Genomic DNA, 14,625 nt, shown 5'->3' on the forward strand with positions numbered 1-14,625 from the left:
GTTACCTTAGGAATTCTGTTTCTAGAGTATGGGTCAAATTGCCCACCTTGGTAAAGGTTTCTTGATACTCAGCATCCCCATCGGAGTCCGCGACCAATCCGCCACCAGCCCAGCAATGCAGGTTTTGACCGTCTGCAACTAGGGTGCGAATTGTAATACTAGAGTCCATCTCACCATTACAGCTGAAGTATAAGATTGAGCCGCAATAGACACTTCTCTCATGGGGCTCTAATTCATCAATGATCTCCATGGAGCGTACTTTAGGGGCACCGGTAATGGAGCCACCTGGAAAACTCTCTTGAAAGACCTTAATGGCATCGCTTGGTTCAGCGACACGCCCTTCTACTGTGGACACCATATGATGCACATTGGCATAACTTTCCAATGCAAACAGCTTGGGAACCTTTACGCTACCCACAACGCAGTTGCGTCCTAGGTCATTGCGCAGCAAGTCCACAATCATAAGGTTCTCTGCGCGATCTTTTTCGGATGCTAATAATTCTTCTGCCAACGCTTGATCTTGTTCTGGGGTTTGCCCTCTAGGACGCGTCCCCTTGATTGGCTTGGATTCGACTCGACCACCATGACTCTGGATGAAACGCTCAGGGGAATGAGACAGCACCGCCCGTCCATCGGGGAGCTCAAAATACCCTGAAAAAGGCGTTGGGCAGGTGGCTTTTAATGCCAAGTAGGCATCCCAAGGGGCCCCTTGGTAGGGTGCGCTAAAACGTTGAGCTAAGTTAACCTGATAACAATCTCCAGCTTGAATATACGCTTGTACTTTGCTGAATCGTTCAGCGTAGCCTTCTGGGCTCATATTGGCTTGAAATGAGCCTTCTAATACAAAATTCCGTGGAGCGCTTGTGTGGTCACCTTCAAGTCTCGCGAGCAGGTCTGTTTCACTTAAATGGCACCAAGGGGTGATCACTAACGTGGTAGTTTGGGTTTGATGATCGCTGACAATGGCCCAACCGTACAGGCCTAATAAAATCTTCGGCATGCCCACGTCTTCGGTCACGGATCTGGGAAGATGCTCCACATATCGGCCTGCTTCGTAGCCGTAATAACCTAAAAGACCACCGTTAAAGCCTGTTGGAGTCTCTGCTGACCATGTTTGTTGGCTCATCTGTTGCACTAACTGCTCGATAAGCGTCAATGGGTTTTTGGTGGGAGCCAGCGTCATACAGGGCTCTGCATACCAAGTGAGTTCGAAGTCGTCGGAGGTTGCACTGAGTAGTGCCCTAGGGGCAGCGCTTAAAATATCATAGTGCGTATCAGGAAATTGATCGTGATTGCTGTCCAACAGTATGGGGTAGGGGAGATCGCTAACCCTTGGGAACAGCGTTGCAAGAGACGTTACATAAGGCAAACTTATGCGTCTAACTTCTGCCATAATAGTGACCATCTGAGTTTATTGCGTATTCAAAAAAGTGATTTGTGCCCATAGTAACCTGAAACGTGGGATCAAGTAGGAAGAATTAAAGTGTTTGAGACAAAAATTTTACACCTTGATGAAGTTGAGTTGGCCTATCGAGTGGTTGAAAACCCCAACAGCAAAACCGATCGCTGTTGTTTAATGCTTCACGGTGCAGGGGTGGCGGGGGAGTTAACCTGGGGGCCAATGTTAGAGTACTTGACCCAATGGCGTTGGTTCTTAGTGCCTGATCTAAATGGTATGGGGGAATCGTTTTATCAAGGAAAACAGGAAGCCCAGCTCACCGTAGAGCAATTGTCCGATGACATTGAGAAGCTGCTTGCCCATCTTAATTGGCAGACCTTCGACACGATTGGTTACTCTCTGGGCGGATTGGTGGCGCTACACCTTAATCATTCACTTACCACCAAGACTGGCAATACCCATACCATGGCCTTGCTAGAACCTGCCGGTTTAGATAGGGCTTCGCTACAAACATTGGCTGATGTGCGACAGCGCTACAAGCTTGCATCGAACACTATTCGTGAAACAGGGGACGTAGAGCAAGGTATTGCTCATTTTATGGATGGGGTGTCGCCAAATCGACGTAAGCATCCGGTGGCAGAGGCCACCACTCAAAGCCGGCTAGCACACCGTCCCATTGGCTTCAGTTATGCGCTGGACGCGGTGACTCATTATGTGGAGCGTATGTGTAATGAACCGAGCTTGCGACAAGACTTGCTTGAACATGCGGATCAAGTGCTACTGTTTTCAGGGGAGTTAAGTCACCCGCTTCTTCGGGAACATTATGATGCCTTAGCCCAGGAGCACCCTCGTTGGCAGCATCACATGATGACAGGGTGTGATCATTCTTTACCCTTTCAAAAACCACGACAAATTGCCGCGCGAATAGAAAAAATACTTTTTGTTTAAAAAATATGCTAAAGATTTTTCTCTGCTGGTCGATAAGTATACAAAATTGGGGTTTTAGCGCTCGGAGGGGATATGTCGGATTCATTGAAAGGTTTAGGCGATTTAGCGTCGACCTATCTGTCGCAAGGAAGGGCGGCAGACAGTCAGGCGAGTCAAAAGGCTGTAAAGTCATGGGGTAGCGACGGCTATAGCCCGTCAACGGGCGTGTCTCGTAGCATGAGTATTTTACAGAAGAGTGTGACAACGCAGGTTCAGTATACGTTTAGTGCTAATGCAGAAACAGGGACGACCCAGTCTTCAAATTCTACCTCCGCTAAAAATGACTACTCCCCTGAAAACGTTGCCCAGCGCATCTTGTCTCACGTAGGTAATTATTTAGAGAACCTACAGGAGAATGGTGCGGACTCCGAACGTTTATCTGAGGTACTAGAGACTGCCAAATCAGCTGTACAGAAGGGCGTCGAGGATGCAACCGAGAAACTCAAAGCACTAGGGTGGCTAAATGACCCAGTGGAGCAAGGTATTAGCGAGACTGAGACGCTGGTTGCAGACGGTTTCGATGCCTTAGAAAAACTGTTTTTAGACAGTGATACACAAGTCGAAGCTGCTCAATTGACAGCAGTCAGCAGTCAATCCTACACCCGCGAAGATTCGTCTCAGTTTGAGATTAAGACTCGAGAAGGGGACATCGTCAGCTTTAACCTGTACGCACTACAGTCTAATGGCTCTGGGCAAGCGATCAGTGTTAGTGATGATGACGTGAACTATGTTCGCTATGAAAGTCAGACTCAAGAGTTTGCATTTGATTTTTCCGTAGAGGGAGATCTTAATGAAACGGAATTAGCCGCCATTAAAGAAATGATGGCCTCAGCGGGTTCTGTTTCAGACATGTTTTTTAGTGGTGATGTAGCCGGTGCAATACAGAAAAGTTTTGATATGGGATTCGATGCTTCCACTTTAGCTTCGTTTTCGATGACACTGAGTACATCTCAGACGGCTAAATCGTCTCAAGCGGTGTCTGCATACGGTCAAAACTCAGGCATGCGTTCCGTGCAAGAGCCTTTAGTTGCCTACCGTGATGCTCTGGAATCCTTTGCTGAGAAGACGGCTGAAATTTTTGAAGATTTTCGCGATGCGGCTACGACGGCATTGGATGCCATTATGGCCATGCGCGAAGAACAGGCCTCTAAACTTGATAGCATGGATGAAATGTATCAATATCAACGAGAGATGATCGCCCGAATCACGGATTTGATCGCTTCCCAATCAGAGGCTGTTTCAGATACAGAGTCTTCAGAACCCATGAGTTCTGAACCAGCCTAGTAGGTGTTAACGCCCTGACAGGATGTTAGGGCGTCGTAAGACATAAGGAATGTGTCATGCAACGCTCCAAACAGGGCTTTACGCTTATGGAGGTGCTGGTGGTGGTGACTGTGTTGTCGCTTCTAGCATTGTCCGGCCTTTCAAAAACTCTTTACGATTATTATGCGTCTTGGCGTCAACGCGAAGTGCTGCATGATCAAGCTTTGGCCTTGATTAGCCTCATTGATCGAGCCCGTTCTCAAGCCATTCACTCTGGTCGCCCAGTGTATTTGTGTGGTGGGGAATCATGCGATGGAGGCTGGTCTAATTATGTCTATCTTTCTCCTGAGCGTTCCTCCAGCGCTGCTTATGTAGGTGGTATCTTTCTCCCGTCGGTCACGATTATTTGGCGTGGTTTCCCCGTTTACCGCAGATACATTGTATTTCTGCCAACAGGCTTATCTGCCTATCAAAATGGCTCATTTTATCTGTGTTCCAAGGGGGATCCGGCCCTAAGAATTGTGGTGAGTCAAAGCGGCCGAGCATACTTGGACCCTGATGTGTACTACTCGGAGGCTTGCCGATGAGTGGTTATAAGAGTGCCCGTCGAAGCTCAGGTTGGGTTATGTTGGAGGTGTTGTTATCGGTTTCTATTTTGGCTGTGGTAATGTCTGTTTACCAAGACAGCCGAGCGACCGTGAATCAGCGTTTAATTGCGCTAAAACAAAGCCACGACCTGGAACGACGAGAGCGTTTTCAGCAGCAAGTTAATCTACTGTTCGATATCCATTTACCCATGGAAGGAGAGTCGGCCCTAGGCCCAAGCTGCCAGTATTGCCGCGGGGCTGAGCTTAAACGCATATTGCAAAATGGTCTCTACCAATGACTCCTTCTAGAGTGCGGGGCTTTCTCATGGTGGAGGTGCTAGTGGGGCTCGCTTTGATAGCTGTTGTCTTTGGGACTCTCATTCCTCTGACTCGCGTTTTGTCTGATAGTGGCAAAACACAGGAATCTCTATTAGCCAATATGGCACTCCAGCGGGGCGTAGAGGATCAATTTTATGCCCAATGGCAGAGATTAGGCAGGTTTGGATGCTCTGATGACGGTCGCACCATCGAAATTGGTAGTAGCTTTAATCGACCAAAAGGGATTGCTGAATCCTCTTTCGAGCATCAGTCAGATTGGCTTAGGGGGGCAGATGTTGGCTCATGTGCTGCTTATGGCCAGCTAGAAGGGGATAAGCTCTCAGTTAGGTTGCCTTGTGATGGCATTAGCATTGGCCAAAGGCTGCAGGTGAGTGCTTGTTCGGGAAGCCAGCAAGCAACTGTTTTAGCGCAGGCCGATGGGGCATTTGTTGCGTCAATTAAAGGGAACCAGCAGGGGTTAAATAACACTGTGCTGGTTGGTACTTTGTCGGATTTTTATTGGTATCTTGCAAAGGGAAAACTTGAGCAAAATGCCCTTTGGCGCAAGCCTGAACGAGGGGGCAATGGGATTGAGCTCTTCCCCAATTTGCACGCTATGCGTATTTACCCAATATTAGATCGAGACCAAGATGGTCGATCGGATGAAATTGTTACCCGCTATGGTATTTATCCGGTATCAGAGATGATGGGGCTTTTGATTGAGTACCTGATTCAACTGCCTGAGTGTCAAATGAAACCAAGCTCAGAACAGACCCATCGAACATTGCGTGGTGACACTTGGCGCTTCGATGAATCCTGTCGCTCAGTTGGAAGCCTCATTGTACCTATGGGTGGTGTCTTGTGAGATTACGGCAGATGCGTGGCTGGGTGTCCTTGCCAGTGCTTCTGATTATTGCGGCAATCACATGGCAACTTCATCATCAAAGTCAGTCATTAACTCGAGAATCTATTTGGTTGAAACAGCGTCAGCTGGATGGGGGAAACAGTCAATGGCATGAAGTTCTTCAAGCCCTTGAATCAAGGCTTTCAATGGGGCAGGCTAGCATGAGTGCCTGCGTAGACTTTTGTTCCTTGAATGAATCTTCTTGGCAATCATTGGACCTTAATCGGCAAACCACCGTCTTTTATCAAGCGCACCAACACTCTAAATTGCCAGTTGAGCGTTGGTGTGCATCATTAGATAGGGTGACGGCTCGTTGTTGGTGGCGTCAGCAACAACGCACCAGTTGGAGCCATTTGTCAGTGATTTAACGGCTAGCTTCTTGTTTATGTTCGATGCAGCAGAAAGGGGTTTGGTGTTGGTCATAAATGGCATGGCTGGTTGGCACAAAGGTTCCGCAATGGGCACATTTGACCATGGCTTCTTCCTGAGTGTCCTTGTTCTTTTTGGCGGGAGTCTTATTCTTTCCCGCAATTGCTTTGGTGAATTGGCGATAAACTATCCAGCAAATAGCAAAAACCAACACAAAAAATAACAAACGTACGATCATGCCCTTTACCTTAGTTATGTAATTCCACGACAATAAAGCCCATATCATCTAACAGAGCTTTCGAGATAGCAACGAAATGACCATACGAGTAGCCATGGCCCAACTAGACATGCTAGTGGGCGATATCAAGAACAATACGGAATCTGTGATTGAGCAGTCTATAAAGGCAAGAGACGAGCAAAAAGCAGATGTGATCGTTTTCCCTGAATTAACTTTGACTGGCTACCCGCCGGAAGATCTCCTATTGCGTCCCAGTCTGGCCACTCGAATTGAATCAGCAATTAGTGACATCTTAGGCCGGGTAGATGACATTTATGTTGTGGTGGGTTACCCAAGAGTCATAGATGGGGAGCTATTTAACTGTGCTGGTGTGTTTTATCAAGGAGATATCCTAGGAGAATACGCCAAGCAGAAGCTGCCTAACTTCCAAGTGTTTGATGACAAACGCTACTTCAACGAAGGTCAGACCGCCTGTATCGTCGATATCAAGGGAGCCAAAGTTGGCTTAAGTATCTGTGAAGATATTTGGCATCCAGAGCCTATTGCCCAAGCGAAAGACGCGGGTGCTGAGTTGATCTTGAACTTGAATGCCTCCCCATTCCATATTGAAAAAATGGGCGTTCGTGAGCGTTTGCTACAACTACGGGCCAGTGAAAATGGTTTGCCAATTGTTTATGTGAACTACATGGGCGCTCAAGATGAATTGGTCTACGAAGGTGGTTCATTTGTGGTGGACGCTAAAGGCGTTAAAGTTCGCCAAGCCCCTTGGTACGAAAAAGGCCTATATACGGTGGATTTCACTGTGGCTGAAGATCGTGAGCATCGGGTGGCCCCTATGCCTGGAGAGATTTCTCCGGCGATGGAAGTTGAGGCAAGCGTTTACCAAGCCATGGTCACAGGACTACGGGACTACATTGAGAAAAACCGTTTCAAAGGCATTGTGTTGGGGTTAAGTGGTGGCATTGATTCGGCTTTGTCTTTGGCTGTGGCTGTTGATGCGATTGGTGCGGATCGTGTTCAAGCGGTGATGATGCCTTATACCTACACTTCCTCAATGAGCCTAGAGGATGCTGAAGAAGAAGCCAAATTGCTGGGGGTTGAATACAGTGTATTGCCTATTGAACCTATGGTGACGGCTTTTATGAACACCCTTGCCCCTGAATTTGAAGGGTATGGTCGAGATACCACTGAAGAGAACTTACAAGCCCGTACTCGTGGTGTGACCTTGATGGCAATCTCTAATAAAAAAGGCTACATGGTACTGACCACAGGTAATAAGAGTGAGATGGCTGTTGGCTATGCCACCTTATATGGCGACATGGTAGGTGGTTATTCGGTACTTAAAGATGTGTTTAAAACCCTTGTTTTCCGCTTGAGTTGGTACCGTAATACCCTAGGTTATGTGATTCCTGAGCGTGTTATTACCCGTCCGCCAAGTGCTGAGTTAGCCCCTGATCAGGTAGATGAGGATTCGTTACCTAGTTATGAGGTTCTGGATCAGATCTTACGCATGTATATCGAACAGGATATGAGCGCAGAGGCTATTCTAGGGAGTAACCAGTTTGATCGTGAGACTGTGTACCGTGTGTTACGTCTAGTGGACTTGAATGAATACAAGCGACGTCAAGCGCCAACGGGTGTGCGCATTACGGAACGAGGCTTTGGTAGAGATCGTCGTTACCCTATGACAAATGGCTGGCACATCGGTGAATAACCACTGAAGAGTGTTGATTATTGATCACAATTAAAAAGGCAGCCTAGGCTGCCTTTTTAATTTGGTGAGTTAGATTAACTCCAAGGATTCCATCGCGGCACGAATCGCGGCTTTGGTGCTGTCTTCCAATGGCATCATAGGTAGGCGGCATTCTTCCGAACACAAACCAAGGAGAGACATAGCGTATTTTGCGCCGGTCGGGTTTGGCTCGATAAATAGCGCTGAATGCAAGGCGAAAAGCTTGTCTTGAAGTAGTGCGGCCTCGGTGAACTTTCCTTCACGGCACAGCCTATGTAGCTCAACAACTTGGCGTGGGGCAACGTTTGCTGAAACAGAAATACAGCCATTGCCGCCGCCAACATTGTAGGCAACGCTAGAGACATCGTCGCCACTTAGGAAGCTAAAAGGTTTGTTAATCAAGGCCCGCTCGCGAATGGGGCGAGTAAGGTCCCCCGTCGCATCTTTTACGCCAACGATACGTGGCAGCTTGGCAAGCTCAGCTAGGGTGGCAACATCGACACCCACCACAGCACGTGGGGGAATATTGTAAACAACGATAGGTAGATCAGTATTGTCGTGCACATGTTTAAAATGTGCGTAGATGCCCCGTTGGTTTGGGCGGTTGTAATAGCCAGCCACATGAAGAGTGGCATCCGCTCCGGCTTCGGAAGCATAGCGCGCGTATTCAACGGCTTCGATTGGGTTATTGGAGCCCGCTCCGGCGATCACAGGAACAGCCTTATTAACCTCTTCAACCGTAATCTCGATCACTCGTTTGTGCTCGGCTGCACTGAGTGTTGGCGTTTCGCCAGTGGTTCCGACCGGTACTAAGCCATCAATGCCAGAGTCGACTTGCCAGCGTACGATTTTACGTAGGGCATCTTCATCCAGTTGGTTGTCGCGAAAGGGTGTAATAAGTGCAGTGATCGCGCCGTGAAACATACTGTTACCTCTGTTTGGTTGTTGACAGCATGTAGGCTTTGAGGAGGTCCCGAGTCAGCATACATGCTGTCGGGAATTAAAAGTTACATCCGCACGCCAGCATCGTAAAGTTTCTTAACCTTACGTTTATCGCCGTTGCGTTTTAAAGAAGTAACTAGAGACATTAAAAAATTCTTTGAAAGTTTGTTAATACACTGATGCTGACGTTTTTTTATTACGGAGTCAATCAATAAAACTATAAAAAGAGTGGAATAACATTAGAATTTCCAATTGAAATTAATTAGCATAAATGCGCCCGAATGCGTCTTGCTCGGGATTCCGCCAGCTGTTTGAGGGGATAATGCATAAAAAATTAGAAGAATTACTGCATAAGTTCTTTCCAGAGCACAGTGATCAAGACAACTTTTACGATTTTATTCAAGCGCTCGATACTCTTATTAGTGAAAAAGATGATGAGATTGTATTGTTAGAGCGTTCCGTAGATCTTGCTTCTGATGTCTTACAGGAGCGCGAAAGTTTTGCAATCTCTCACCTAGAATTATTTGAAGCGACTTTCTTTTCTGCTTCTGAAGCGTTAGTGCTGGTGGACTTTGAAAAAAATGCATTAGTCTTTAATGATGCATTTGGAGACCTTTGGCAGCTTCCTGACTCATTAGGCGGGGAGATTTCAATGTCTGGTTTTTTAGACATCTTTGGTACCTTTCTTGAAAACCCTGAGAATTTCCTACAGTTTCTTCAGCGAAGTCACGCACAAACTGAGGCTTTTTCCGGCGAGTTGCTGCTGAATGATGGTCGCTGGATTCGTTACAATGTGCGCCCTCGAAAACGTCATGGAAAACTAATCGGCCGTCTTTGGAGTCTGTTAGACATTACTGAAGAACGTCGCACTCGCCATTCTATCGAAGCCATTCAAAGTGAGTTGAGTAGTGCTCATGAGATGGCGAAAATGGGGGCTTGGCAATTTAATTTGGATGCCTCTGACTTTACCTTATCCCCTGAGTTGCTTGCACTCATAGGTCTGTCTGAGCAGGGTGCCCAATGGTCGTTTGATAAAGTGATGGCTTGGGTTGCGGTGGAGCACCGTGGAGATCTTATTAAACAGTTTTCAAAATGCCGTGCTCGGGGGACCACTATCACAGCCGAGTTGCAGTTGTATGTGAATGGGGAAAGTTACCATGTGATTTTACGTGGTGGGTTAGAGGTGGCCTCCCATGGGGAGCCAGATCGGATCGTTGGGGTACTGCAAGACATTTCAGACCTGCGAACCTCAGAGCACCTTGTGAAAGTGTCGTCTCACTTTTTCCAGTCATCCATGCAGGGAAATGTTTTGATGGATCGGCTGCGAAATATTATTGATTTTAACGAAGTGGCCAGTGATATCTTTAAACTGAGTATGGATGAATTTCCTCAGGGGATTAATGACCGGTTAAAGACGGCATGGACGCAAGATATGTCCATTAATGAAATTTGGCGTTATGTGGTTGAACATAATCATTGGGCTGGAGAAGTCTATTTTACTGCCCCTGCAATGCTTGAAAAAACCCTTTGGTTGTCTCTAGAAGCCTTACGAGATGATCAAGGCCGGATCACTAACTTCATCGCCATTTTTAATGACATTACTGAATCAAAAAATGCACAAGAAAAGCTTCATAGAATGGCTTATTTTGATTCCCAAACGGCCTTACCAAACCGTTTTCAATTCGAGCAGTTTCTTTCCCAAAAGTTATCTTCCCGAGCGATTCGTCGCAATCCACTGACCTTGTACTATTTGGACTTAGACCGATTTAAATTCGTTAATGATTCCCTAGGCCACCACGCTGGGGATCGCTTGCTTTACTTAGTCGGGGAGCGTTTAAAAGAGGTGGTGCCTCAAGCAGCTCTCATTGCCCGCCAGGGGGGCGATGAGTTTGTGGTGCTTTGGGTGGGTGTATTGTCTGATGAAGAGAAAGCGGCAATAGGTCAGGCCATTATTGACGGGTTATCCCGTGTATTTTCAGTCTTGAATACACAGGTTTATATCGGTGCCAGCATGGGGATTGTAAGTTTACCTTCTGATGCGGTCGATTTAGTCAGCGCCATGCGCTATGCGGATATTTCTCTCTATGAAGCGAAAAAATCAGGCAAGGGGTGTTTTGTATTTTGGCATCGCCAGTTTTTAGAAAATGCTACCCCGGAACGAATCCAAATTGAATCGGATTTACGTGATGCAATTACCAAGAACCAGTTGCTGGTGCATTACCAGCCGAAGGTGGAGTCTGATTCGGGCAAGGTGACTGGATTAGAAGCCTTAGTGCGCTGGCAACACCCTCGCTTGGGTTTAATTTATCCTGATCGTTTCATCTCCATTGCGGAAGAGTCTAATGTGATATTGGAGCTGGATCGCTGGGTGGTGAATTCCGTAGCGAAACAGCAGCAAACTTGGAAGGATATGGGGCTCCCCTTGTTGCCCATCTCTGTGAATATCTCTGCCGCCCATGTGACTCGTATGGAGCTAGTTAATGTGTTTGAGGACGTGTTAGGTCGCTATCCGTTTTTAGCCAATTGCATCGATATAGAGCTCACTGAAACTGCGATTATGGCGGACCCAGATAAGGCCACTGAAGTGCTCAATAAGTTGCTAAAAATGGGGGTTAAAGCGTCAGTCGATGATTTTGGTTCGGGTTATACCTCTCTTGGCTATTTGAAAAAATTGAATGCCAATACTCTAAAGATTGACCGAAGCTTTATCGATGGCATCACCGCGGATGACTATGACCGAGATGTGGCCCGTGCCATTATCGCGCTAGCCACAAGTCTATCTATGGATGTGGTGGCAGAAGGGGTTGAAACAAAAGAGCAGTGGGAGCTGTTGCGCTCTTTTGGTTGTAAGTATTTGCAGGGTTACTTCTTTGCCCGTCCATGTTCTGCCCAGGACATTGTTAAGCACTTTCTGCTGCCCCAGTAACGGACTGCTAACTAAAAGAACTGCTGGTTGAAATGAAAAAGGGCTTGGTGCGTCACACCAAGCCCTTTTGTGTTTTAGGTCAGAAAATGTTTTTAGTCTGATCCTTTAAGGCTTTACTCCATGCCTGATAGCCTTTGTCGTTAAGATGCAATCGGTCACTTTCAAACAACTTCTCGTTAATTGTCCCATCAGTGTTCAACAATAACGCATTGGTATCGATGAAATATGTGTTCGGACGAGTCTTAGCTAACTGCTTGAGCATCTTATTCGTGCTGTCCAATGTGGCACTGATGTCGGAACGAGCAGGGCTCACTTTGACACCTAAAATGGCCACTGGCGTGCCCGGTAGATGGCGATCTACTTTCTCTAGCAAGCTCACGTACATATCAATGACTTTATTGCTGTTGTGTTTATTGCTGATGTCGTTGTCACCAGCATAAAGTACTAAGGCTTTTGGTGCCCGTGGTAACACAATGCGCTCGAAGTAATACACGCAAGCTTCGATGGTGGCACCACTGAAACCTAAATTAATCGCTGAGTGGCTGCCAAATGTCGGCTCAAAGTCATTCCAAAGCTTGATGGTTGAGCTGCCATAAAATGCCACAGGGGGCTCTTTATAGAGCTTGTGAGCAAGGCGGAATTCTAACTCACGTACGTCTGATTCAAACTCGATATCCAGCTGGTTCACGCTTAGAACATTGGACTTACAGCCATTTTGGCCGCTGAGTATGGGGTATTTTTTCACTTCTTTAGCAAGATCTTCTGCTTCTTGTACCGCTTCTCTAAACTCAGCTTGATAAGATTTTAAGAAAGCATTCAATGCTTCGGAGTCGTTGACGTCCACCCGGTCAGAAATACGAAACGCTGGCTTGATGACCACGCTGTAGATGTTGTGATCAGCTCGTTTATCAAAGTTGGCAACGGCAATTGGCACGATCCATGGCTCTTGCTCAGTACCAAAGGATCCCGCTAACTCAAATACGTAAGGCAGTAACTCCCCTGGGGATTCCTGAGTAGCAAAGCTTTTGCCTTCCGGCGAAATTAATAGGGGCGTGTTATTACTAAGCGTTGCCTGACTTTCAGAAAGAAACTTATCGTAGCTTTCTGTGCCTTTCGTGAGAGAGTCCCAGCTGTCCACAAAGATATTGCCAAAGCGCTCATAGTAATCATCGCGCCAGTATTCATGCTGTTTGCTACGGCGCACAACGCGCTGGGCAGATACGCCATATTGCTTAGAGATGATCATGGAGCTGATGAACTGGGCATCTAAGGAGTAGCGGAAGCCATTTGCTAGCTGTGTGGCATGGGAGCCTAGTAGGTGATTATAAATAAACAGACTGCCTTGTTTCTTAGGTAGGTTTTCCAAGCCTTTGATCACATAAGGCACTTGAGCAAAGGCTTGTTTAAATTGTTCCGTTCCTAAGCGGCGCACATCCATAGCATTTGCATCAGGGGACATGGTGTTAACCATATCGTAAATGCTAGCCAGCTTACGATAGAAAGCATTCTCCCGTTGTAGGTCTTTAAGAATATCTAGACTCATACCTGCCACCGTACGCTCGATACGGGAGCCAAAGTGCAGGCAACGGTACAAGACACCAAAGGCCTCATCTGTGGTGACGGCATTTTTTAATAAATTACCCACCTTGTAGAGCGGTGAGCTGACGGGCAACACCGCAGCGCTTTGCTCGATCATGCTGTTTACCGCAAGTACTTCATCGCCAGCTATTTGTGATAGATAGCGCATGCGGGCAGACACTAAATGAGTGCCGATTAGCCAAATGAGACGGTACCAATACTTGATGGCCAATTTTGGCATCTGCTCAAAGACACTGAGTAAGTCGTCCCGTTTTATGAAAAGAACCGTAGTGTCTCGAGATGAAATAATCGTGGCACGATTACGCTGGCTGTCATCGGAAGTACACCAAGCCAGTACAGTGCCTTCCCGAGCAATGGTTCGGGTCGTAATGATGTCACCAGATTCAGTTTGGTAACTCACAATAGCCTTACCTTTTACAAGGAAGTACAAGCCATCTTCTTGCTGATCTTGCTGAGAAAGAATGTCACCTTGGTGAGCTAATAGGATAGAGGCATGTTTAGCTAATGCGTGAATTTCAGTTTGGGTGAAACCATCAAAAAAGGCCGTATTGGATAAAAAGGCGCTGGAGTCTTTTATGGTTTGGTTTTGTAATTCTGGATTAATCAGTGGACGTGTTTCGTCAAATGCCAGCGACTCGTTGGCAAAAAATGGACGGGTCAAGTTTTGAATGCCGGTTAATACGGGCAAAGACTCCCGGTAAACAAAAGACAGGAATGCATTGGCAAACTCTGTCTCAGTATCTAAAAGCTTTTGTAACTCCACAATGGGCCAATAAATCAACTCTGACGACTTAGTGGCTTGGAAACTGGTGGCATAACGGGATGGATGGCGAAAGGCAGACCAGCCTACCGGGGCAAGTTTTTGGTTTAGCAAACCAACGTGATAAGACTTGCCTGAGTCCTGTAAAGGAATAGAGATGGATATTTCACCCGACATAATAAAATAGAGATGGGTGCCCACTTCGAATTGTCGTGCAAGCACCTCGCCGGCGCTAAGTGTTTTAATTTGGGCCAGTTCTGTGAGGGTCTTTATAACGTTGTCAGAAGCGTCCTGAATAAAAGGGAAAGCGCTTACGTGTTTTGATAAATCCATTAGGCCACCTTAATCACGAGGTATGAGGTTATCGCAGTGAAGCGTGGCAACGCAAAGTTGAGATGGCACGGCTTTGTTATTACTGCGTAACGGAATATAGACACAATTTGCGTCCAAAGAAGAACCATTTGTTTCGTTAAATTACTACAAAATCCTAGTGTTGTGAAAGTACTAGCAAGGATTGTCTCCTGTTAGTTCATTGTCTATAGAAGCAAAAATTGGGCTCAAAATCCCCCTACGCAACATAACTATGCAAATTAATATCCTT

12 protein-coding genes are annotated in these 14,625 nt (G+C 46.7%); 8 read left to right on the forward strand and 4 right to left on the reverse strand.

Translation table 11 applies throughout. From position 1 onward, the window contains the following. Position 1: 1 nt before the first annotated feature. On the reverse strand, positions 2–1,393 hold the full coding sequence (pabB, locus tag ACFQ45_RS15465) for an aminodeoxychorismate synthase component I (protein WP_377369300.1): 1,392 nt from the start codon (positions 1,391–1,393) through the stop codon (positions 2–4). A gap of 90 nt (positions 1,394–1,483) precedes the next feature. Here pabB and ACFQ45_RS15470 point away from each other — a divergent pair, with 90 nt between their 5' ends. The 6 genes from ACFQ45_RS15470 (at position 1,484) to ACFQ45_RS15495 (ending at position 5,826) form a co-directional block, all read left to right on the forward strand. After that, the gene (locus ACFQ45_RS15470) at positions 1,484–2,347 is read left to right on the forward strand and encodes an alpha/beta fold hydrolase (protein WP_377369302.1); all 864 of its coding nucleotides are present in this window, start codon (positions 1,484–1,486) and stop codon (positions 2,345–2,347) included. Between the two features lie 72 nt (positions 2,348–2,419). Next, positions 2,420–3,670 (forward strand): DUF5610 domain-containing protein, encoded by a 1,251-nt coding sequence (locus ACFQ45_RS15475; RefSeq protein WP_377369304.1) that lies wholly within the window; start codon positions 2,420–2,422, stop codon positions 3,668–3,670. 56 nt (positions 3,671–3,726) lie between these two features. Continuing rightward, positions 3,727–4,236, forward strand: coding sequence for a GspH/FimT family protein (locus tag ACFQ45_RS15480; RefSeq protein ID WP_377369306.1), 510 nt, complete (start codon positions 3,727–3,729; stop codon positions 4,234–4,236). After that, positions 4,233–4,535: a hypothetical protein gene (locus ACFQ45_RS15485; RefSeq protein WP_377369307.1), complete on the forward strand. Its 303-nt coding sequence runs from the start codon at positions 4,233–4,235 to the stop codon at positions 4,533–4,535. Before ACFQ45_RS15480 ends, ACFQ45_RS15485 begins: the two co-directional genes overlap by 4 nt. Then, on the forward strand, positions 4,532–5,419 hold the full coding sequence (locus ACFQ45_RS15490; RefSeq protein WP_377369309.1) for a hypothetical protein: 888 nt from the start codon (positions 4,532–4,534) through the stop codon (positions 5,417–5,419). The genes ACFQ45_RS15485 and ACFQ45_RS15490 overlap by 4 nt, the downstream gene beginning before the upstream one ends. Next, a complete protein-coding gene (locus ACFQ45_RS15495) occupies positions 5,416–5,826 on the forward strand; it encodes a hypothetical protein (protein WP_377369311.1) in 411 nt (136 codons plus the stop codon). The genes ACFQ45_RS15490 and ACFQ45_RS15495 overlap by 4 nt, the downstream gene beginning before the upstream one ends. On the opposite strand, the gene ACFQ45_RS15500 is transcribed toward ACFQ45_RS15495, so the two are convergent. After that, positions 5,823–6,065, reverse strand: a complete 243-nt coding sequence (locus ACFQ45_RS15500) for a PP0621 family protein (protein ID WP_377369313.1) — start codon at positions 6,063–6,065, stop codon at positions 5,823–5,825. The two genes, ACFQ45_RS15495 and ACFQ45_RS15500, sit on opposite strands and share 4 nt — an antisense overlap. A gap of 76 nt (positions 6,066–6,141) precedes the next feature. Here ACFQ45_RS15500 and ACFQ45_RS15505 point away from each other — a divergent pair, with 76 nt between their 5' ends. Next, entirely contained in the window at positions 6,142–7,779 is a 1,638-nt protein-coding gene (locus ACFQ45_RS15505; protein ID WP_377369315.1) for an NAD+ synthase, read from the forward strand. 69 nt (positions 7,780–7,848) lie between these two features. Here ACFQ45_RS15505 and dapA read toward each other — a convergent pair whose 3' ends face one another. Next, positions 7,849–8,721: a 4-hydroxy-tetrahydrodipicolinate synthase gene (dapA, locus tag ACFQ45_RS15510; RefSeq protein ID WP_377369317.1), complete on the reverse strand. Its 873-nt coding sequence runs from the start codon at positions 8,719–8,721 to the stop codon at positions 7,849–7,851. 340 nt (positions 8,722–9,061) lie between these two features. Between dapA and ACFQ45_RS15515 the strand changes: the two genes are divergently transcribed. Beyond that, on the forward strand, positions 9,062–11,665 hold the full coding sequence (locus tag ACFQ45_RS15515) for a sensor domain-containing protein (RefSeq protein ID WP_377369319.1): 2,604 nt from the start codon (positions 9,062–9,064) through the stop codon (positions 11,663–11,665). Between the two features lie 79 nt (positions 11,666–11,744). On the opposite strand, the gene ACFQ45_RS15520 is transcribed toward ACFQ45_RS15515, so the two are convergent. Then, entirely contained in the window at positions 11,745–14,357 is a 2,613-nt protein-coding gene (locus ACFQ45_RS15520) for a cyclic nucleotide-binding domain-containing protein (RefSeq protein ID WP_377369321.1), read from the reverse strand. Positions 14,358–14,625 lie beyond the last annotated feature (268 nt).

This window comes from Rhodanobacter aciditrophus (genome assembly GCF_042679525.1).
Lineage (GTDB): Bacteria > Pseudomonadota > Gammaproteobacteria > Pseudomonadales > Marinomonadaceae > Marinomonas > Marinomonas aciditrophus.

Coding starts and splice junctions, on each gene's coding strand:
- pabB (WP_377369300.1), bottom strand. CDS start 1,393: ATGGCAGAAGTTAGACGCATAAGTTTGCCTTATGTAACGTCTCTTGCA.
- ACFQ45_RS15475 (WP_377369304.1), top strand. CDS start 2,420: ATGTCGGATTCATTGAAAGGTTTAGGCGATTTAGCGTCGACCTATCTG.
- ACFQ45_RS15480 (WP_377369306.1), top strand. CDS start 3,727: ATGCAACGCTCCAAACAGGGCTTTACGCTTATGGAGGTGCTGGTGGTG.
- ACFQ45_RS15485 (WP_377369307.1), top strand. CDS start 4,233: ATGAGTGGTTATAAGAGTGCCCGTCGAAGCTCAGGTTGGGTTATGTTG.
- ACFQ45_RS15490 (WP_377369309.1), top strand. CDS start 4,532: ATGACTCCTTCTAGAGTGCGGGGCTTTCTCATGGTGGAGGTGCTAGTG.
- ACFQ45_RS15500 (WP_377369313.1), bottom strand. CDS start 6,065: ATGATCGTACGTTTGTTATTTTTTGTGTTGGTTTTTGCTATTTGCTGG.
- ACFQ45_RS15505 (WP_377369315.1), top strand. CDS start 6,142: ATGACCATACGAGTAGCCATGGCCCAACTAGACATGCTAGTGGGCGAT.
- dapA (WP_377369317.1), bottom strand. CDS start 8,721: ATGTTTCACGGCGCGATCACTGCACTTATTACACCCTTTCGCGACAAC.
- ACFQ45_RS15515 (WP_377369319.1), top strand. CDS start 9,062: ATGCATAAAAAATTAGAAGAATTACTGCATAAGTTCTTTCCAGAGCAC.
- ACFQ45_RS15520 (WP_377369321.1), bottom strand. CDS start 14,357: ATGGATTTATCAAAACACGTAAGCGCTTTCCCTTTTATTCAGGACGCT.